Consider the following 18433-nt stretch of genomic DNA (forward strand, 5'->3'; position numbering starts at 1 on the left):
TGGCCAGCATCGATGACAGCGCGATGACCCGCGCGATCGCGCCGCGCGTACGACCGGCGACCGTGCGGCGACGGGCCTGCGACACGCCCGTCGCCTTCCACGTAGAGCGGGGCTCGCCCCGCTGCCCCGCGGCCCCGCGTCAAACCCGCGCCGTGCGCGGCTTCAGCACCAGCCGCACGACCACGCCCGCGAGCAGCCCCCAGAACGCGGCACCGATGCCGAACAGCGCCAGCCCGGAGGCGGTGACCAGGAAGGTCACCAGCGCGGCCTCGCGTTCGTCTTCCTGTTGCAGGGCCGTGGCCAGGCTGCCGCCGAGCGTGCCCAGCAGGGCGATCCCGGCGATGGCCACCACCAGCTCGCCCGGGAAGGCGGCCAGCAGCGCGGCGACGGTGGCGCCGAACACGCCGATAAGCAGGTAGAACACGCCGGCCCACACCGCGGCCACGTAGCGGCGCGCCGGATCCGGATGCGCTTCCGGGCCCATGCAGATCGCCGCGGTGATCGCGGCCAGGTTGAGCGAGAACGCGCCGAACGGCGCCAGCAGCACGGTCGCCACGCCGGTCCAGCCGATCGCCGGCGAGACCGGGACCGGATAGCCCGAGGCGCGGATCACCGCGATCCCTGGCACGTTCTGCGAGGCCATGGTCACCACGAACAGCGGCAGCGCCACGCCCAACACCGCCGCCAGGCTCGGCCTCGGCGTCGTCCAGACCGGGCGCGCCAGTTCCAGCGACAGCCCGTCCATGCGCATCAGGCCGGTGGCCGCGGCCACGGCCACGCCGACCGCCAGGGTTGCGATCACCGCGTAGCGAGGCCACTGGCGCCGCGCGACCAGCCAGGCGGCCAGCATCGCCAGCACCAGCAATGGCTGGGCCTGGATCGCGCCGAACGCCTCCAGGCCGAAGCGCAGCAGCACGCCGGCGAGCATGGCCGAGGCCAGCGACAGCGGAATGCGCCCGAGCATGCGCTCGAAGATCCCGCTGAACCCGGCCACCACCACCAGCAGCGCCGCCAGCAGGAAGCCGGCGACCGCCTCGTCCATCGGCACGCCGGCGGCGCTGGCGACCAGCATCGCCGCGCCCGGCGTGGACCAGGCGGTGACCACCGGCATCTTCCAGCGCAGCGACAGCGCGATGCAGGTCAGGCCCATGCCGATGCCCAGCGCCCACATCCACGAAGCCGTCTGCGCCGGCGTGGCGCCCAGCGCCTGCGCGGCCTGGAACACGATGGCCACCGAACTGGCGAAGCCCACCAGCACGGTGACGAAGCCGGCGGCAATGGCCGACAGGGACTGGTCGCGCAGCAGGCGACGGAAGGCGGATTCGCTCATCGCCACGATTGTGGCGTGCACGCGCAAAGCGCGGAACCCGCCGCGCGCGACGCTGCGTGCCGGCAGGTGGGTGACGACCGGCCCGGCGCATGGCCGGGCCGGAGGCCGGTCAACGGATGAACGCCCCGCTGCGGCGCAGGTTGCGGGTGCGCGCCTGGGCCAGGAAGCTGATCGCCGCCAGCAGCGCGAACACCACCAGCGTGCGCGCGTTGACCGGCATCATGCCGTTCGCGGCCTGCGCGCCGAAGATCAGGGCCAGCCCAGTGACGCTGAAGTAGGCCCCGGCGATCGCCGAGGACAGGATCGTCAGCCACTGCCCGAGGTAGCGCCCGCCGAATGCCCCGGCGCCGACGCCGGCCAGCGCCAGCACGGTCAGCAGCCAGCTGCCGCCGATGCCGACCAGCGAGGCGAAGAACAGCGCCAGCACCAGGCCGAGGATCGCGCCGGCCGCGTACACGGCCAGCGAGGCGAACGAGTACAGCACCCCGCCCAGCGCCGCGCCGAGGATGATGGCGATGATGGTCTGGATCGCCGGGCTGGGTCCGCCGCTGATCGTGCCCAGCGTGGCCGAGACCAGGCCGAAGCCGATATAGAAGCCGGCGAAGGCCAGCACGACCCGGAACATGGTGGCGCCGTACACGATCATTACCGTGCCGCAAGCCAGGGCGATCACGCCCCAGAGGAACGCGTAGTCCATCGCACTACTCCCGTCGGGTGGGACGTGCGCGGATCGTAGCAGGCTGGCCCGCGGCAGGGCCTGGCCGCCGACGGCCGGATTGACCGTGATCAAGGAAGCGGCCACGGCACGGGGATACGTTGGACTTCCCCCTGTCCCATCCGGCGAGGATCGACCATGGACAAGACGATGAAGGCCGCGGTCGTGCGCGGTTTCGGCCAGCCACTGGTGATCGAGGAAGTCGCCGTGCCCCGTCCGGGTCCGGGCGAGGTGCTGGTCAGGATCGAAGCCTGCGGCGTCTGCCACACCGACCTGCATGCGGCCGAAGGCGACTGGCCGGTCAAGCCGAATCCCCCGTTCATCCCGGGCCACGAGGGCGTGGGCCACGTGGTCGCTGTCGGCACCGGGGTCGGGCATGTGCGCGAAGGCGACCGGGTCGGCATTCCCTGGCTGTACTCGGCCTGCGGCCATTGCGAGCACTGCCTCGGGGGCTGGGAGACGCTGTGCGAGACGCAGCAGAACACCGGCTATTCGGTCAACGGCGGCTTCGCCCAGTACGCCCTGGCCAACGCCGGCTATGTCGGCCACTTGCCCAAGGACATCGGCTTCGTCGAGATCGCGCCGGTGCTGTGCGCGGGCGTGACCGTCTACAAGGGCCTGAAGATGACCGACACCCGCGCCGGCGAATGGGTGGTCGTGTCCGGCATCGGAGGCCTGGGACACATGGCCGTGCAGTACGCCAGGGCGATGGGGATGAACGTGGCCGCGGTGGACGTGGACGAGGGCAAGCTGGCGCTGGCCAGGCGGCTGGGCGCGACCGTCACGGTCAATGCGCGCACCACCGATCCGGCGGCGTTCCTGAAGAAGGAGATCGGCGGCGCGCACGGGGCGCTGGTCACGGCGGTGTCGCCGAAGGCGTTCGAGCAGGCGCTGGGCATGATGCGCCGCGGCGGCACGGTCTCGCTGGTCGGCCTGCCGCCGGGCAGTTTCGCGCTGGACATCTTCGGCATGGTGCTCAACGGGATCACGGTGCGCGGCTCGATCGTCGGCACCCGGCTGGACCTGCAGGAATCGCTGGAGTTCGCCGCGCAGGGCAAGGTCGCCGCGACCGTGGCCGCCGACCGGCTGGAGAACATCAACGACATCTTCGCGCGCATGCACCGGGGCGAGATCGAGGGCCGCATCGTGCTGGACATGGCGGCCTGACTGCGGTCGGCGGTCTTCGGTGATCGTGGCCAGCCGATCGATGTGCTGGCTTCGATCCTAACTAGACGAAGCGCTGGCTCCTTTGGGGGCCGCCGCACCCCGGGGCCATGGCCCACCCTTCGGGACGACGTCCTGTCTTTACGAAGGGCCGTGGCACATCCATGTGCCACTTGGTCCATGGCCCCGGGGTGCGACGTCCCCGGCGATCTTCAAGGTCGTGGCTTCGATCAGGAGAAGCCCGAACGCCAAGCCAGCGCAGTCGCGACCCCTCGTGGAATGCCATCACTCCTGGGCATCGAAACGATCGAAGCCACGCACCCAACGCACGCGAGGACGTCGTTCTGCCGCACCGGGGGTCGAGCGGCACAGGGATGTGCCGCGCTCGCGATTTGCGGCACGGATGCCGGTATGAGCGACGACCCCCGGTGCGGCAGAACGGCGGCCCCGTCCGGAGTCGACACGCGCCCTGCATTCGGCTTTGGTGTTAGCTGGGGCCTGGGCCTGGGCTGGGGCCCAGCCATCTTCAGTCGGCCCTGCCCGCAACCGGAAGTGGATAAAGAGAAGGCCCCGTCTCCCGGGGCCCTTCGTACGTCGCCTTTCAAGTGCGCTCAGGCCGCCGCGGGCTCGGCCGGTTGCGCCTGAACCGCCAGCAGCTCGGCGATGCTCTGCGCCGCATCGCGCCCCTCGGCGACCGCGGTGACCACCAGGTCGGCGCCGCGCACCGCATCGCCGCCGGCGAACACGCGCGGATGGGTGGTCTGGTACGGCAGGCGGTCGCTGCCGCCGGCCACGATCCGGCCGTTGGGCGTGCCTTCGATGCCCAGCGCCGACATCCACTCCGGGACCTCGGGCGAGAAGCCGAATGCGATCACCACCACGTCGGCTTCGATCACCGATTCGCTGCCCTCGATCGGCACCGCGTTGCGGCGGCCGCGCGCGTCCGGCTCACCGAGCATGGTTTCGATGACCCGCACGCCGGTGACGCGATTGTCGGCGTCGGTCTCGATCGCCAGCGGCTGGCGATTGAACAGGAAGCGCACCCCTTCCTCGCGCGCGTTGCCGACCTCGCGCGCCGAGCCGGGCATGGAGGCTTCGTCGCGGCGGTAGGCGCAGGTCACCTTGCCGGCACCCAGCCGGATCGCGCTGCGCACGCAGTCCATGCCGGTGTCGCCGCCGCCGAGCACGACCACGCGCTTGCCGGCCAGGTCGGGCAGCTTGATCTTGTCTTCCCAGCCGGCGATCGGCCTTCCCCACGTGTCGTTGCCGGCGACGATGCGGCCGTTCTGCACCAGGAACGGCAGCGCCGGCAGTACGCCCTCGCCGTCCTGGCCGGGCAGGCCGCCATCGGTGTAGCGGTAGGCGCCGGTACCGAGGAACACCGCGTCGTACTCTTCCAGCAGCTGTTCGATGGTCACGTCGCGGCCGACTTCCACGCCCAGGCGGAACTCGATGCCCATGCCTTCGAGTACCTCGCGGCGCTTGGCGATCACCGCCTTGTCGAGCTTGAAGGTCGGAATGCCGAACTGGAGCAGGCCGCCGATCTGCTCGTAGCGGTCGTACACCACGGCGTGGATGCCGGCGCGCGCCAGGCGATCGGCGCAACCGATGCCGGCCGGGCCGGCGCCGACCACCGCCACCCGCCTGCCGGTGGCCACGACCTCGGACAGGTCCGGGCGCCAGCCCTGGGCGAAGGCGGTGTCGACGATGTACTTCTCCACCGCGCCGATGGTCACCGCGCCGAAGCCGTCGTTGAGCGTGCAGCTGCCCTCGCACAGGCGGTCCTGCGGGCAGACGCGGCCGCACACTTCCGGCAACGGATTGGTCGAGTGGCACAGTTCGGCCGCCTCGAGGATGCGGTTCTCCTGGACCAGCTGCAGCCACTGCGGGATGGCGTTGTGCACCGGGCACTTCCAGCTGCAGTACGGGTTGCCGCAGTCCAGGCAGCGCCCGGACTGGTGCGACGCCTCGGCCTGGCCGAACTTGCCGTACAGCTCGCCCCAGTCACCGGCAGTGCGCAGCTCCAGCGGGATGCGTCGCGGCATCTCTCGCGGCAGGTCGAGGAATTGGAAGACTTGCTTGCGGCTCATCAGGCGGCCCTCCGCAACGTGTCGGCCAGCGATTCGATGCTCGCCGCCTTCGGCTTGACCAGCCAGAACTTGCCGACGTAGTCGCGGAACTCGTCCAGGATCTGCTGCGCCCAGATGCTGCCGGTCAGTTCGCGGTGGCGGCTGACCAGGCGGTGCAGGTGCTGGCGGTAGTTCTCGAAGCCTTCCGGGCTGATCCGGTGGATGTCGATCAGCTCGTGGTTGTAGCGGTCGACGAAGTCGCGGTCCTGGTCCAGCACGTAGGCCAGGCCGCCGGTGAAGCCGGCGCCGAAGTTCAGGCCGACCTTGCCCAGCACCAGCACCACGCCGCCGGTCATGTACTCGCAGCAATGGTCGCCGGCGCCCTCCACCACCGCCAGCGCGCCGGAGTTGCGCACCGCGAAGCGCTCGCCGGCGCGGCCGGCGGCGAACAGCTCGCCACCGGTGGCGCCGTACAGGCAGGTGTTGCCGAGGATCGGCGTGCTGCGTGCCTCGTAGCGCGCGCCGCGCGGCGGGCGCACCACCAGGCGGCCGCCGGCCATGCCCTTGCCGACGTAGTCGTTGGCCTCGCCTTCCAGCTCCAGGTGCAGGCCGCCGGCGTTGAACGCGCCGAAGCTCTGCCCGGAGGTGCCGCGGAAGTGCAGGGTGATCGGCGCCTCGTCCATGCCGTGGTTGCCGTGCGCCTTGGCGATCGCGCCGGACAGGCGCGCGCCGATGCTGCGGTCGGTGTTGTGGATCAGGTAACGATGCTCGCCGCCGGACTTGTGGGCGATCGCATCGGCCAGCTGGATGTCGAGCTGGGTCGCCAGGCTGTCGGGCGATTCGTACAGGCGCGCGGCGGCGCAGCGGTCCTCGTCGCGCGGGGCCGGATGCAGCAGCCGCGACAGGTCCACGCGCACGCCTTCGCGCGGGGCGATGTCGAGCTGGCGCAGCAGGTCGGTGCGGCCGACGATCTCGTCCAGCGAACGCGCGCCCAGCACCGACAGCCACTGCCGCACTTCCTCCGACAGCAGCCGGAAGAAGTTCTCCACGCGCTCGGGCAGGCCGGTGAAGTGCTGCTCGCGCAGGCGCTCGTCCTGGGTGGCCACGCCGGTGGCGCAGTTGTTGAGGTGGCAGATGCGCAGGTACTTGCAGCCCAGCACGATCATCGGCGCGGTGCCGAAGCCGAAGCTGTCGGCGCCCAGCAGCGCGGCCTTGACCACGTCCAGGCCGGTCTTGAAGCCGCCATCGGTCTGCAGGATGGTGCGGTCGCGCAGGTCGTTGGCGACCAGCGCCTGGTGCGATTCGGCCAGGCCCAGTTCCCAGGGCCCGCCCGCGTAGCGGATCGAGCTGATCGGGCTGGCGCCGGTGCCGCCGTCATGGCCGGACACGGTGATCAGGTCGGCGCCGGCCTTGACCACGCCGGCCGCGATCGTGCCCACGCCGGCGTGCGAGACCAGCTTCACCGACACCAGCGCCTGCGGATTGACCTGCTTGAGGTCGTAGATCAGCTGGGCCAGGTCTTCGATCGAATAGATGTCGTGGTGCGGCGGCGGGCTGATCAGGCCGATGCCCGGACGCGCGTAACGCAGGCGCGCGATCAGCTCGTTGACCTTGTGGCCTGGCAGCTGCCCGCCTTCGCCGGGCTTGGCGCCCTGGGCGACCTTGATCTGCAGCACTTCGGCATTGACCAGGTACTCGGGGGTGACGCCGAAGCGGCCCGAGGCGACCTGCTTGATCTTGCTGCGCTTCTCGGTGCCGTAGCGGGCCGGGTCTTCGCCGCCCTCGCCCGAGTTGGAGCGCCCGCCCAGCCGGTTCATGGCGATCGCCAGCGCCTCGTGCGCTTCCGGCGACAGCGCGCCCAGCGAGATGGCGGCGGTGTCGAAGCGGCGCAGCAGGTCCGAGGCCGGCGCGACCTGGTCCAGCGGCAGCGGCACCTCGGCCTTCTCCAGTTCCAGCAGGTCGCGCAGCGCCGACGGCGGACGCGAGTGCACCGCCTCGGTGTAGGCCCTCCAGTCGGCGGCATCGCCCGTGCGCGTGGCGCGCTGCAGGGTCATGACCACGTCCGGGTTGTACATGTGGTACTCGCCGCCGTGCACGTACTTGATCAGGCCGCCGACCTCGGGCTTCTTCAGCTCGTTCCAGGCCGCGGCCTGCAGCTCGCGAGCGTCGCGGTCCAGCCGCTCGAAGCCGGCCCCGCCCACGCGCGACGGCGTGCCGCCGAAGCACAGGTCGACCACCTCCTGCTCCAGGCCGACGATCTCGAACAGCTGCGCGCCGCGGTAGCTGGCGATCGTGGCGATGCCCATCTTCGAGATGATCTTGGACAGGCCCTTGTACAGGCCCTTGCGGTAGCTGCGGCCGACCTGCGCCGTCTCGCCGCCCTTCTTCAGCTGCAGGATGCCGCGCCGGCCCATGTCGAACAGGGTCTGGTACGACAGGTACGGGTACACCGCGGTAGCGCCGTTGCCGAGCAGGCAGGCCATGTGGTGCGGGTCGCGCGCGGTGCCGGTCTCGATGATCAGGTTGGCGTCGCAGCGCAGGCCGACCTTGCAAAGGTGGTGGTGGACGGCGCCGGTGGCCAGCAGCGCATGCACCATCGGCCGGCCCGGCACCGGATAGCGGTCGGACAGCAGCAGCATGACCATGCCGTCGCGCACGGCCTGTTCGGCCTCGCGGCAGATCCGCTCGATGCCGGCCTTCAGGCCTTCCTCGACGCCGTAGGACAGGTCGACCAGCCGGTTCTTCTCGGCGTACTGCGGCATCACCATCAGCTGGCGCAGCTTGCGCTGCGAGAGCACCGGCGAGTTGAGGATGATGTGGTTCACCGTCTCCGGGCCGGCATGGAAGATGTTGGTCTCCTTGCCGAGCTGGGTGGCCAGCGACATGACGCAGTCTTCGCGCAGCGGATCGATCGGCGGGTTGGTGACCTGCGCGAACGCCTGGCGGAAGTAGTCGTACAGCGGCCGGTTGCGCTGGCTGAGCACCGCCATCGGCGTGTCGTCGCCCATCGAGCCGGTCGCTTCCTGCTCGGTCTCGGCCATCGGCCGCAGCACCAGCTCCACTTCCTCGGTGCTGAGCTGGAACAGCTTGTGGTAGCTGCGCAGGGTCTTCTCGTCGAACGGCTCCTCGGCCAGCGACGGGTCGATCAGTTCGGTCTGCAGGTAGGTCACGCCCTGGTGCAGCCACTGCTTGTACGGCGCGCGGCCGCGGTTGATCCGGTCCACCGCCTCGCTGTCGAGCAGGTCGCCGCGACGCAGGTCGATGGCGATCATCTCGCCCGGACCGAGCTTGCCCTTGCGCACGACCCGCTCGGTCGGCACTTCCCACACGCCCGCCTCGCTGGCGACGATGAAGTGGCGGTCGGAGGTGAGCAGCCAGCGCGACGGCCGCAGGCCGTTGCGGTCCAGCGTGCAGACCGCGTAGCGCGAATCGAGCGAGACGATGCCGGCCGGCCCGTCCCACGGCTCGGTGTTCAGGCCGTAGAACTCGTAGAACGCGGCCAGGTCCGGATCCTTGAACTCCAGCGACTGGGTCGCCGGCGGCACCAGGATGCGCAGCGCCTGGATCAGCTCCATGCCGCCGGACACCAGCAGCTCGAGCATGTTGTCCAGGCTCTGCGAGTCCGAGCCGTGCATCGACACGATCGGTTCGAGCTCGGCGACGTCGAATTTCGGCGTCTTCCACACCTTGCCGCGGGCCTGCGCCCAGCGCCGGTTGCCCTCGATGGTGTTGATCTCGCCGTTGTGGGCGAGCATGCGGAATGGATGCGCCAGCGGCCAGCGCGGCAGCGTGTTGGTCGAGAAGCGCTGGTGGAACACGATCGCGCTGGAGGCGAGGTCGGCGCGCTGCAGGTCGGTGTAGAAGCGGGCCAGCTTGTCCGGCAGGACCATGCCCTTGTAGCCGATGGAATGCGGCGACAGGGTGACCACGTAGTAGTCGGCGCATCCCTCGCCGGCGTGCAGGCGCTGCTCGCTGCGGCGGCGCGCCAGGAACAGCGCCAGCGCGAAGGCCTCGTCGTCCTGGCCGCTGCCGGCCTCGACGAACAGCTGCTGGATCGCCGGCAGGGTGTCGCGCGCCAGCTGGCCGCAGACGCCGGGGTCGGTCGGCACCACGCGCCAGCCCTTCACCGCGACGCCGACGCGGTGCAGCTCGCCCTCGAGCACGTCGCGGCAATGCGCTGCCTGGGCCTCGTCGTGCGGCAGGAACACCAGGCCGGCGGCGAAGCGCGCATTCGCACCCAGCACGATGTTGGCCTCGTGGGCGAGCGCACGCAGGAACGCGGCCGGTTTGCGGATCAGCAGGCCGCAACCGTCGCCGGTCAGTCCGTCGGCGGCCACGCCGCCGCGGTGGGTCATGCGCGAAAGCGCGGCGATCGCCGTGTCGACCAGCGCGCGGGAGGGCTGGTCGTCGAGCTGGGCGATCATGCCGAAGCCGCAGGCGTCGCGTTCGGAGTTCGGGTCGTAAAGCCCGTGGCGGTTGCGGGGGGCCATCTGCATCTCGGAAAAAACAGGCGTACCGGGTGCTGTTTCCCGGGACGCGAGCGAAGGCGACACCGCACCGGTTTCTTTCGAAACTGGCGCTGCCTGAATGTCACCGGAAGCCCGACTAAAACATAAGTGTTGCGGTGCCGCAACCGGCCTTCGCCAGGCAAAAAAGATGCATTCGAAACCGTCGCGTGGAGCCGGGCGGTTCCGCTTTTTCCACGGTGGGCTTTAGCCGGGCGAGCCCGGCTCTACGGGTGCATGGGCAGCGAGGCAAGCCCCCACTCTACGGCGTCAGCCGCAGCGCACGGCGACGATCTTCTTCGTCGCATCGACTTCGATGTTCAGGCGCTCGCCGTCGAACTCCATCGTCACCATCTGGTCGGGTTCGAGCACGCGCACGGTCTTGGCGCCGGCGTCGACGCGGGCCTGTTCGGCGGTGGCATCCTCCAGCACCTGGCCGACCAGGCCCTGGACCTGGGTGGCGTCGCAGGTGGGCGCCGGGGGCGGCGCATCGGCGGCGCCATTGGGCGGCGGCACCTTGGCCGACTCGGCGGCCTGCTGTGCGGCGGTGATCGCCTGCTCCTGCTCGGTGCCGTCGTCTTCGGGCGTGTTGCCCGGCGAACATGCGGCCAGGACGGCGACGAGGGCGAGCGGCAGGAGGCGGGTGGCAGGTGCGGTCATGGGCGGTTTCCCGGTTGAGGTCGACATCCAGAGTGCCGCAGGGAACATTCGCGATGCGTTAACCGTTAAGCGGCCGCGGGAGGCGTTGACGTCGACACTGCGCCGCCCTGCCGAGACTGTCGCCTCCCTGGTTCCAGGCATGGCCGATGTCGACCGCTTCCTCCGCCGCCAGCAGCGACAACGCACACGATGCCGACCGCGCCGGCCTGGTCCACGTGGCCGACGGCGAAGCCGGCATCCGCCGGCGCCGGCAGGGGCGCGGCTTCTCCTATCGCGGCGTCGGCGGCGGCCCGGTTCGCGACCCGCGCACCCTGGCCCGGATCCGCGCGCTGGCGATCCCGCCGGCCTGGCAGGACGTGTGGATCTGCGCCGATCCGCGCGGCCACCTGCAGGCCACCGGCCGCGACGCGCGCGGGCGCAAGCAGTACCGCTACCACCCGGAGTGGGCGCGGCACCGGGGCAGCGGCAAGTTCGAGCGGATCGTCGCCTTCGGCCAGGCCCTGCCGGCGCTGCGCCGGCAGTTGCGCCGCGACCTGGCGCGCGAGGGCCATCCGCGCGAGAAGGTCCTGGCGATCGTCATCGCGGTGATGGACGACACCCTGCTGCGGATCGGCAACGACGCCTACCGCCGGCAGAACCGCTCCTATGGCCTCACCACCCTGCGCAACCGCCACGTCGCGTTCCTGGCCGGTGGCCGCGCGCGGATCGCCTTCCGCGGCAAGGGCGGGCAGCCGCAGGAAGCGGTCCTGGACGACCGCCGCCTGGTGCGGCTGATGCGTCGCTGCCGCGAGCTGCCCGGGCAATGCCTGTTCCAGTACCGCGACGACGACGGCGCGCTGGTGCCGGTGCGTTCGAGCGAGGTCAACGAGTACCTGCGCCAGGCCATGGGCGAGGCGTTCACCGCCAAGGATTTCCGCACCTGGGGTGGCACGGTGGCGGCGATGCGCGGCCTGGCGGCATTGGGCGGGGCGCCGGAGGCCGAACGCGAATGCGCGCGCCTGCAGGGCGAGGTGATGCGTGCGGTGGCCGAGGAACTGGGCAACACGCCTGCCGTGTGCCGCAAGGCCTATATCGATCCGGCTGTATTCGAGGGCTGGCGCCGCGGCGAACTGGACGGCATCGCCGGGCGTTGCCGCGGCCCGCGCCAGTGGGAGCAGGCCGCGCTCGTGTTCCTGCGCCGCGCGCACCGGCCGGTGCGCGCCCGGCGCGGCGTCGGGCAAGCCGCGTCCTAGCTGCAGGACAGGCCGGTGATCGCGTTGTTGCGGCCGGTTTCCACGGTCAGCCGCGAGCCGCCGCTGGTCACCGGCACCGGCGCATTCGCGCCGCCGGGGCGCATGTCCGCACCGCGCACCACCTGCACCTCGGTGCTGTCGCTGTCCACGCGCGCGCGCTCGATCGTGGCATCGGAGGCGGCCAGGCCGACCGCGCCGCGCACCTTTTCCGTATGGCACTGGCCGGAAATGGTGCCGTCGATCGGCGCGACCCCGGCGATCTGCGGGCCGGCGCAGGCGGCGAGCAGGCAGGTGGCGGTGGCGAGGCTGCAGGCGAGGATGCGGGACATGGCACGGCTCCGGGGAATTCGGGCCTCCAGCCTGTCGCGCCCGGCGTTGGCGGCGGATGAAGGCCGGGTATTCCGCCCGGGGATGGCGCCCCGCCAGCCACGGCATACGCGGCGCCGGGCAGCCGGACCGGGCATGATCGGCAGCTTCGACAGACCGGGGAGCACAGCGTCGATGCACGTCAACCACCCACAGGACGCCGGCGCCGCCGGCACCGGCACCGCCACCGCACCGTCCTCGCGGCTGCTGCCGCTGGTGATCACGCTGTTCTTCGCCTGGGGCTTTTGCACGGTGCTGGTGGATGTGCTGATCCCCAAGCTCAAGGCAACGTTCTCGCTCAACTACGCCGAGGCGATGCTGACCCAGTTCTGCTTCTTCCTCGCCTACTTCGTGGTGTCGATCCCGGCCGGCCTGCTGGTCAGCCGGATCGGCTACCTGCGCGGCATCGTGCTCGGCCTGCTGGTGATGGCCGGCGGCTGCCTGATGTTCTCCCCGGCGGCCTCGTCAGGCTGGTACCCGGCGTTCCTGGCCGCGCTGTTCGTGCTGGCCGGCGGCATCACCCTGGTCCAGGTCGCGGCCAATCCGCTGGTGGCCGGGCTCGGCGATCCGGCGCGCGCGCACAGCCGGCTCACGCTGGCGCAGGCATTCAACTCGTTCGGCACCATGATCGGCCCGCTGTTCGGCTCGGCGCTGATCCTGGCCGCCGGCGTGTCCGAGCCCACGCCGGGCATGGATGCGGCGGCGCTGGCCGCGTTCCGGGTCGAGCAGGCCGGCCACGTGCGCCTGCCCTACATGATCATCGCCGCGGTGCTGGTCGGCCTGGCCGCACTGTGCTGGTGGGTGCGGCGTTCGCCGGTGCCGGCGGTGCGCCCGGTCGGGCACGCCGACTACCGGCGCCTGCTCGGCATGCCGCGGGTCAGCCTCGGCGCGCTGTCGATCTTCCTGTACGTCGGCGCCGAAGTGGCGATCGGCAGCGCCCTGGTCAACTACCTGATCATGGCCGGCGCGACCAGTTCCGAGCACGCCGCCGGCAACCTGATCGCGGTGTACTGGGGCCTGGCGATGGTCGGCCGCTTCATCGGCTCGTGGGTACTGCGCTTCGTGTCGCCGGGCCTGGTGCTGGCGGTGTGCGCGGTGTGCGCGGCGACGCTGGCGGTGCTGGCCGGCACGGTGCTCGAAGGCACGGTCGCGGCGGTGGCGATCCTGTCGATCGGCCTGTTCAACTCGGTGATGTTCCCGACCATCTTCACCCTGTCGATCGACGGGCTGGGCGAGGACACGCCCGGCGCGTCGGGCATCCTGTGCCTGGCGATCGTCGGCGGCGCGATCGTGCCGTTGCTGATGGGCCTGGCCGCCGACCGCATCGGCCTGGCGCTCGCTTTGCTGGTGCCGGCGGTGTGCTACCTGTGGATCGCCGCCTACGGGCTGCTGGTGAAGGCGGGGATGATCGGCTCGGCACCCGCGGCGCCGGCACCGGTGGCTTCGGACGCCTGAGCCGTGGCGGACCAGCCGGCGCGCGCGCTGCCACGCTTGCTGGTGTTCGGCGAGGCGCTGACCGACTTCGTCCGCACCGGCGCGGACACCTGGCGCAGCGTCGCCGGCGGTGCGTGCTGGAACGTGGCACGCGTGGCGGCGACGTTGGGCGTACCCACCGGCTGGGCCGGCTCGGTCAGCGACGACCTGTTCGGCCGCGACCTCATCGACAAGTCGCGCGACGCCGGCCATGCGATGCAGACCATTGTGCTCAGGCGTGGTCCTAGTCGAGAACGATCTCCTTCGACTCCCATCGCAGTGCGCCGATCCTGCCGACGTGAGGGGACACGCCCTGCCTTCTCTCGAGCCAGCGAACTCCCACACACCAGTCCACGCAAAGGGCATTTCGCCTCGGTCCGAGCCATTCGAAAGGACCGTAGCCCGAGAACAGGTTGGGGCCCCGCGAACGGGCCGTGGCGTCCTCCTCGGCCAACGGCCAGCGCCAGTAGTGGCCGAACACCACCGCCGGCGCGTCCTCATACTCGTTCCACCAGGCTACCCTCTCGGCCATGCGCCACTTGCCGGTGGCGAAGAACGGTGTGGCAGTCATCCGCTCCAGGCCGCTGGTCAGGGCCTTCATGGGGTGTCCGGATTGCTTTAGGCTGTCGACCTTGCCGATGCCTTCAAGCAAGGGGACGTGCGCGTTGGGGTCGGTCAGTTCGGCCTTCCACGCCCTCAGTTCTTGGGCATGCTGTGTGAAAGCGCCCTCCTGCTCAAGCCTTCGGGTGAGCTTGGCATCCAGGGCCTCGTATGCGGCCAGGGTGCCGCGTGTCTCGTGGCGGAGGATCTCGACGGACTCGGGGTGCCAGCAGGCATGCACGACCCGAAGGTCTTGGCGCTCCAGCGCGAGCGGGAGCGAGCCGAACCAGTCCATGAAGGACTTGCGCTGGTTGTCGGAAACACGCGCAGATGCGCCGAAGTGGCCGCCAGTCGCATCGTGATCGGCGTCGGCCGCCTGGAACCAGCCGTTGCCTTCCTTGGCCTGTCCGCGGATCAGGTTCAGTTCGTGGTTTCCAAGGATGCACTGGGCACGGCCGGCCTCGACCATCTCGGCGACACGCTCGACCACGGCTGGGCTGTCGATGCCGCGATCGACCAGATCGCCCACGAACACTAGGCGATTGCCCTTTGGATGGCGGCCGGCCGGGTCGTAGCCCAGGCGGGCCAGCAGGATTTCAAGTGCGGGCATCTCCCCATGGACGTCGCCGACGATGTCGATCGGGCCGTCAAAGAGGGGCTGGATGAACTGCATGGACTTGGATGGGTTCAGAAGCGTGCTCCATCGGTTGGCGGGGAGGCACCCGTCATCGGCTGCCTCCCTCCTCCTCAGGCGGGTCGGTGCGACTTGGACGCCGACGTGCGCTCGATATCATTGAATTCTATGTCACGAGCCAGGCTGGAGCGGCGCAAGGCGACCTTCTCGGAGGCCAGATCCCAGGCCGCCCGGTTACCTTCCGTAGTCTTGTCGAACATCAGCCGGGATCGATAGTCCACGCCCAGGTCGCCGGCCTCGTCGAACGCGCCCAGATCGGCGCTCAGGAACACGAAGTCCCAGCCCAGCTGCTTCTTGGCCTCGATCAGCCGGTTGACCCGGGCCCGGTCGAACTCCTTGCTGGCGTTCTCCTGACCGTCGGTCACCACCACGAAGATCACCTTGCTCGGGCGCTCGGCGTCGGGGCGGCTTGCCAGCCAGGCTTCCAGGTCGAGGATGCCCCGACCCATGGCGTCGTACAGGGGGGTGGTGGCGCGCGGCACGTACTGGTCCAGGCTCAGCGGCGCCACCGTGGCCAGGTCGGCATAGGCATGCAGGACTTCGTATGGATCCTGCGAGTCGAACTGGACCAGCGACAGGGTCGCCTGGCCCGGACCGTCCTTCTGGGCGGCGAGGAAGGCGTTGTAGCCGCCGACCACGTCGACCCGGATGTCCTGCATGGAGCCGGTACGGTCGAGGATGACGGAGATGTGGCTGCGGTCGTTCATGGCATTCCCCTTGGCTGGTGGCTGGAATGGCATAGTCCGCCCGGGGAATCTCACAGGCTGAGACGGAGCTGGGAACATGGCGACGGGGACCCTGGATGCGAAGGCGCTGAAGGCCAGACACCGACAGGTGCGGGGGGCGCAGTCGACCGAGCTGGCCACCCGGATCCATCGATCCATCAGCTGGCTGGCACGGGCCGAGGCGGAAACCGATGACCCGGATGCCCGGTTCCTGTTCCTGTGGATCGGCCTCAATGCGGCCTACGCGCAGGAGTTCGGGTTCGAGGAGAGCGAACGGCTGCAGAGCGGCCAGTTCATCGATCGGGTCTTGGCCCAGGACGAGGCCGGACGCCTGCAGGACGCCACCTTCCGCCAGTTCTCCGGACCCATCCGAACCCTGATCGAGAACAAGTAGGTGTTCGAGCCGTTCTGGCGCGCCCTGCGCGAGCACGACGGAAGCGGCCAGTGGGAAGTGCGCTTCGCCAAGAGTCGGGAAAATGCCCTGCGGGCGGTCATGGAACGAAAGACGGCAAAGGTCATGTCCGTGGTGCTGGACCGCCTGCATGTCTTGCGTAACCAGCTGGTCCACGGCGGCGCGACCTGGAACAGCGCCGCGAACCGGGCCCAGGTGCGGGATGGTGCCGCCATCTTGATGACGGTGCTGCCCATCATCATCGAGCTGATGATGACTAGTACGGCCGACCAGTTCGGAGCGATCGCCTACCCGCACCTGTCCGTTTAAACCAACAACCCCATTCGATGGCAACCAAGCGGCGCTTCCAGGGGGGCGATGTCCGAGTGGGTCGCCAGCCGCCCCTCAATCCTGGTCAAAGGGCATCGAGTTCGACGATGTGGATCAGATGGCGGCGGCAGCGCTGTCGCGCAGGTAGATGGTGACCCCGCGCTGGCCCGCGCTGCACCCAGTGCCACTGGTGCAGTAGAGAAGGTCGATCAGGGACGCCCGGAGTCAGCCAGACGGCCGTTCGGTGCTCAGCGCTGTGACGCCAGATACGCCAGGAACCGCTTCAGCCGTGGCGCCGGGTTGGCGAACTTGACCTGCTGTTCGTCGAACGCTTCCGGATCAAACAGGCCGCGCTTGCCCTTCTGGCTGGTCGCCCAGACATGGGAGTCGGCATATTCCGGGTCGTTCGGGTTGGACAGGATCTCGAGCAGGTCCGCGTAGCCGGGAGGTCCACCACAGTCGTCCGGCGGTCCGCAGCGTTCCCCGGCCGTGCAGCGCGGATACTTCCTGCCCGGAGCCGCGGTCAGGATCTCCTCGAGCGTGACCAGGTGCCGCCAGCCATCGCCGAAGTCGTATTCGTACTCAATCCGCGGATTAGCCCGGGTGAGGACTTCGGCCACCCGATGCTTCCAGCCCGGAAGGGGCGGGTTCTCCTCGGACTCTTCCAGCGGCATCCCATAGTGCGGACCGGCGTCGTCATCGTCCCAAGGCCGGAACTCATGCAGGTGCGTATCCATCCAGGCGAAGGCGCTCTGGATGGCGACATGCAGGTCCCAGAAGGTGTAGTCGCCCGGCACCTGCAGGCGGCGCCAGATCAGCGGTTCGACGTGCAGCAGCTCGATGCGGAGCTGGAGGATGGCTTGGGTCACAAATGGGCCACTACTCGGTGCGCCCGACGTGCCCAAAACGACTTGGCACAGCCAAGGCACAGAACCGTCACAGGGGAAATGGCGCGCCTGGAGGGATTCGAACCCCCGACCAACGGCTTCGGAAGCCGCTACTCTATCCGGCTGAGCTACAGGCGCGTTTCTAAACGACTTTTCCCGCCAAGGCCCGGTGTTTTGAGCAGTGGCCGGTGTGACACTTCAAACGCCTGTTGGGCTCGATGAGTTGTGGCTTCGGAAGCCACTACTCTATCCGGCTGAGCTACGGGCGCGTGGCCGGGCATTGTAGCGGAAATCGCATCGGTGGGGCCTCGCGCGCCCTTGCGGGGCGGTAGCCGTGCCGGGCAGGTGGAGTGCGTTGCTATCCTTCCCCCATGCCCTACGAACGCTACGAAACCCCGGTCCACGTGCCGCCACCCTGGTGGCGCGAGCGCCTGTCGCAGTACTGGAAGCTGGTCCGCGGCGACCGCCCGATCGGCGTGCTGCTGCTGCTGTGGCCGACCTGGTGGGCGCTGTGGCTGGCGGCCGGTGGCGTGCCGCCGTTGTGGACGCTGTTCGTGTTCACCGCGGGAGTCTGGCTGACCCGGTCGGCCGGCTGCGTGATCAACGACTACGCCGACCGCTGGCTTGATCCGCAGGTGGAGCGCACCAAGGCGCGCCCGCTGGCCACCGGTGCGGTGTCGGGGCGCGAGGCGCTGGCGGTGTTCGCAGTGCTGATGCTGGCCGCGTTCGCGCTGGTGCTCACGCTGAACCGGCTAACGGTGTGGCTGAGCTTCGCCGGCCTGTTCCTGGCTTCGACCTATCCCTACCTCAAGCGCCACACCTACCTGCCGCAGGTCTACCTGGGCATGGCGTTCGGGTGGGGCATCCCGATGGCCTTCGCCGCCGTGCAGGGCACGGTGCCGGCGCTGGCCTGGCTGCTGTATTGCGCCAACATCCTGTGGGCCACCGCCTACGACACCTGGTACGCGATGGTCGACCGCGAGGACGACTTGCGTGCCGGATCGAAGTCGACCGCGATCCTGTTTGGCGACCTGGACCTGGTCGCGCAGGGCATCCTCTACGGATTGACCCTGCTGGCGCTGGCCCTGGTCGGTCGCCAGGCGCAACTGGGGACGGCGTACTGGGCGGCGCTGGGAGTCGCTGCGGTGCTGGTGGTCTGGGAATTCTGGATCGCGCGGCGGCGCGAGCGCGGTGCGTGCTTCCGCGCGTTCCTGCACAACAACTGGATCGGCGCGGCGGTGTTCGCCGGCATCGCCGTGCATTACACACTTTTGTAGGAGCCGATTCATCGG

The 18433-nt window shown here is 69.8% G+C and carries 15 protein-coding genes, 1 tRNA gene and 1 pseudogene; 7 read left to right on the forward strand and 10 right to left on the reverse strand.

The window, feature by feature from the left end; genetic code table 11:
* Positions 1 to 139: 139 nt before the first annotated feature.
* Positions 140 to 1330, reverse strand: a complete 1191-nt coding sequence (locus CSC66_RS03505) for a benzoate/H(+) symporter BenE family transporter (RefSeq protein WP_162375998.1) — start codon at positions 1328 to 1330, stop codon at positions 140 to 142.
* Between the two features lie 109 nt (positions 1331 to 1439).
* Positions 1440 to 2132, reverse strand: a complete 693-nt coding sequence (locus CSC66_RS03510) for a TM7S3/TM198-like domain-containing protein (protein ID WP_162375999.1) — start codon at positions 2130 to 2132, stop codon at positions 1440 to 1442.
* 51 nt (positions 2133 to 2183) lie between these two features.
* On the opposite strand from CSC66_RS03510, the gene adhP reads away from it, so the two are divergent.
* A complete protein-coding gene (adhP, locus tag CSC66_RS03515) occupies positions 2184 to 3212 on the forward strand; it encodes an alcohol dehydrogenase AdhP (RefSeq protein WP_162376000.1) in 1029 nt (342 codons plus the stop codon).
* A gap of 608 nt (positions 3213 to 3820) precedes the next feature.
* On the opposite strand, the gene CSC66_RS03520 is transcribed toward adhP, so the two are convergent.
* The 3 genes from CSC66_RS03520 to CSC66_RS03530 form a co-directional block, all read right to left on the reverse strand.
* Complete coding sequence (locus CSC66_RS03520; protein WP_162376001.1) at positions 3821 to 5299, reverse strand: FAD-dependent oxidoreductase; 1479 nt, start codon at positions 5297 to 5299, stop codon at positions 3821 to 3823.
* Entirely contained in the window at positions 5299 to 9768 is a 4470-nt protein-coding gene (gltB, locus tag CSC66_RS03525; RefSeq protein WP_162376002.1) for a glutamate synthase large subunit, read from the reverse strand. Before gltB ends, CSC66_RS03520 begins: the two co-directional genes overlap by 1 nt.
* 285 nt (positions 9769 to 10053) lie before the next feature.
* Positions 10054 to 10443, reverse strand: a complete 390-nt coding sequence (locus tag CSC66_RS03530) for an I78 family peptidase inhibitor (protein ID WP_162376003.1) — start codon at positions 10441 to 10443, stop codon at positions 10054 to 10056.
* A gap of 146 nt (positions 10444 to 10589) precedes the next feature.
* On the opposite strand from CSC66_RS03530, the gene CSC66_RS03535 reads away from it, so the two are divergent.
* A complete protein-coding gene (locus CSC66_RS03535; protein ID WP_162376004.1) occupies positions 10590 to 11675 on the forward strand; it encodes a DNA topoisomerase IB in 1086 nt (361 codons plus the stop codon).
* Here CSC66_RS03535 and CSC66_RS03540 read toward each other — a convergent pair.
* Entirely contained in the window at positions 11672 to 12004 is a 333-nt protein-coding gene (locus CSC66_RS03540) for a hypothetical protein (RefSeq protein WP_162376005.1), read from the reverse strand. The two genes, CSC66_RS03535 and CSC66_RS03540, sit on opposite strands and share 4 nt — an antisense overlap.
* Before the next feature lie 172 nt (positions 12005 to 12176).
* Between CSC66_RS03540 and CSC66_RS03545 the strand changes: the two genes are divergently transcribed.
* Complete coding sequence (locus CSC66_RS03545; RefSeq protein ID WP_162376006.1) at positions 12177 to 13496, forward strand: sugar MFS transporter; 1320 nt, start codon at positions 12177 to 12179, stop codon at positions 13494 to 13496.
* Positions 13497 to 13538: 42 nt separating this feature from the next.
* A pseudogene (locus tag CSC66_RS17545) lies at positions 13539 to 13712 on the forward strand (PfkB family carbohydrate kinase); the annotation flags it as partial.
* A gap of 46 nt (positions 13713 to 13758) precedes the next feature.
* On the opposite strand, the gene CSC66_RS17550 reads toward CSC66_RS17545, so the two are convergent.
* Both CSC66_RS17550 and CSC66_RS03560 read right to left on the reverse strand, forming a co-directional pair.
* The gene (locus CSC66_RS17550; RefSeq protein WP_162376007.1) at positions 13759 to 14787 is read right to left on the reverse strand and encodes a metallophosphoesterase; all 1029 of its coding nucleotides are present in this window, start codon (positions 14785 to 14787) and stop codon (positions 13759 to 13761) included.
* 74 nt (positions 14788 to 14861) lie between these two features.
* Positions 14862 to 15515, reverse strand: coding sequence for a VWA domain-containing protein (locus tag CSC66_RS03560; RefSeq protein ID WP_162376008.1), 654 nt, complete (start codon positions 15513 to 15515; stop codon positions 14862 to 14864).
* Positions 15516 to 15591: 76 nt separating this feature from the next.
* Here CSC66_RS03560 and CSC66_RS17555 point away from each other — a divergent pair, with 76 nt between their 5' ends.
* Positions 15592 to 15927, forward strand: coding sequence for a HEPN domain-containing protein (locus CSC66_RS17555; RefSeq protein WP_238394252.1), 336 nt, complete (start codon positions 15592 to 15594; stop codon positions 15925 to 15927).
* Positions 15928 to 16254: a hypothetical protein gene (locus tag CSC66_RS17560; protein ID WP_238394254.1), complete on the forward strand. Its 327-nt coding sequence runs from the start codon at positions 15928 to 15930 to the stop codon at positions 16252 to 16254.
* 248 nt (positions 16255 to 16502) lie between these two features.
* On the opposite strand, the gene CSC66_RS03570 is transcribed toward CSC66_RS17560, so the two are convergent.
* Together CSC66_RS03570 and CSC66_RS03575 are read right to left on the reverse strand one after the other, a co-directional pair.
* Positions 16503 to 17123: a plasmid pRiA4b ORF-3 family protein gene (locus CSC66_RS03570; RefSeq protein WP_162376009.1), complete on the reverse strand. Its 621-nt coding sequence runs from the start codon at positions 17121 to 17123 to the stop codon at positions 16503 to 16505.
* 79 nt (positions 17124 to 17202) lie between these two features.
* Positions 17203 to 17279, reverse strand: a tRNA-Arg gene (locus CSC66_RS03575).
* Positions 17280 to 17512: 233 nt separating this feature from the next.
* Here CSC66_RS03575 and ubiA point away from each other — a divergent pair.
* A complete protein-coding gene (ubiA, locus tag CSC66_RS03580) occupies positions 17513 to 18418 on the forward strand; it encodes a 4-hydroxybenzoate octaprenyltransferase (RefSeq protein ID WP_162376010.1) in 906 nt (301 codons plus the stop codon).
* Positions 18419 to 18433 lie beyond the last annotated feature (15 nt).

Source organism: Pseudoxanthomonas kaohsiungensis (assembly GCF_010211765.1).
GTDB classification, from domain to species: domain Bacteria; phylum Pseudomonadota; class Gammaproteobacteria; order Xanthomonadales; family Xanthomonadaceae; genus Pseudoxanthomonas; species Pseudoxanthomonas kaohsiungensis.

Bases quoted from the DNA above. Each gene is read 5' to 3' on its own strand.
- CSC66_RS03505 (WP_162375998.1), bottom strand. From the start codon at position 1,330: ATGAGCGAATCCGCCTTCCGTCGCCTGCTGCGCGACCAGTCCCTGTCG.
- adhP (WP_162376000.1), top strand. From the start codon at position 2,184: ATGGACAAGACGATGAAGGCCGCGGTCGTGCGCGGTTTCGGCCAGCCA.
- CSC66_RS03520 (WP_162376001.1), bottom strand. From the start codon at position 5,299: ATGAGCCGCAAGCAAGTCTTCCAATTCCTCGACCTGCCGCGAGAGATG.
- gltB (WP_162376002.1), bottom strand. From the start codon at position 9,768: ATGGCCCCCCGCAACCGCCACGGGCTTTACGACCCGAACTCCGAACGC.
- CSC66_RS03530 (WP_162376003.1), bottom strand. From the start codon at position 10,443: ATGACCGCACCTGCCACCCGCCTCCTGCCGCTCGCCCTCGTCGCCGTC.
- CSC66_RS03535 (WP_162376004.1), top strand. From the start codon at position 10,590: ATGTCGACCGCTTCCTCCGCCGCCAGCAGCGACAACGCACACGATGCC.
- CSC66_RS03540 (WP_162376005.1), bottom strand. From the start codon at position 12,004: ATGTCCCGCATCCTCGCCTGCAGCCTCGCCACCGCCACCTGCCTGCTC.
- CSC66_RS03545 (WP_162376006.1), top strand. From the start codon at position 12,177: ATGCACGTCAACCACCCACAGGACGCCGGCGCCGCCGGCACCGGCACC.
- CSC66_RS17550 (WP_162376007.1), bottom strand. From the start codon at position 14,787: ATGCAGTTCATCCAGCCCCTCTTTGACGGCCCGATCGACATCGTCGGC.
- CSC66_RS03560 (WP_162376008.1), bottom strand. From the start codon at position 15,515: ATGAACGACCGCAGCCACATCTCCGTCATCCTCGACCGTACCGGCTCC.
- CSC66_RS17555 (WP_238394252.1), top strand. From the start codon at position 15,592: ATGGCGACGGGGACCCTGGATGCGAAGGCGCTGAAGGCCAGACACCGA.
- ubiA (WP_162376010.1), top strand. From the start codon at position 17,513: ATGCCCTACGAACGCTACGAAACCCCGGTCCACGTGCCGCCACCCTGG.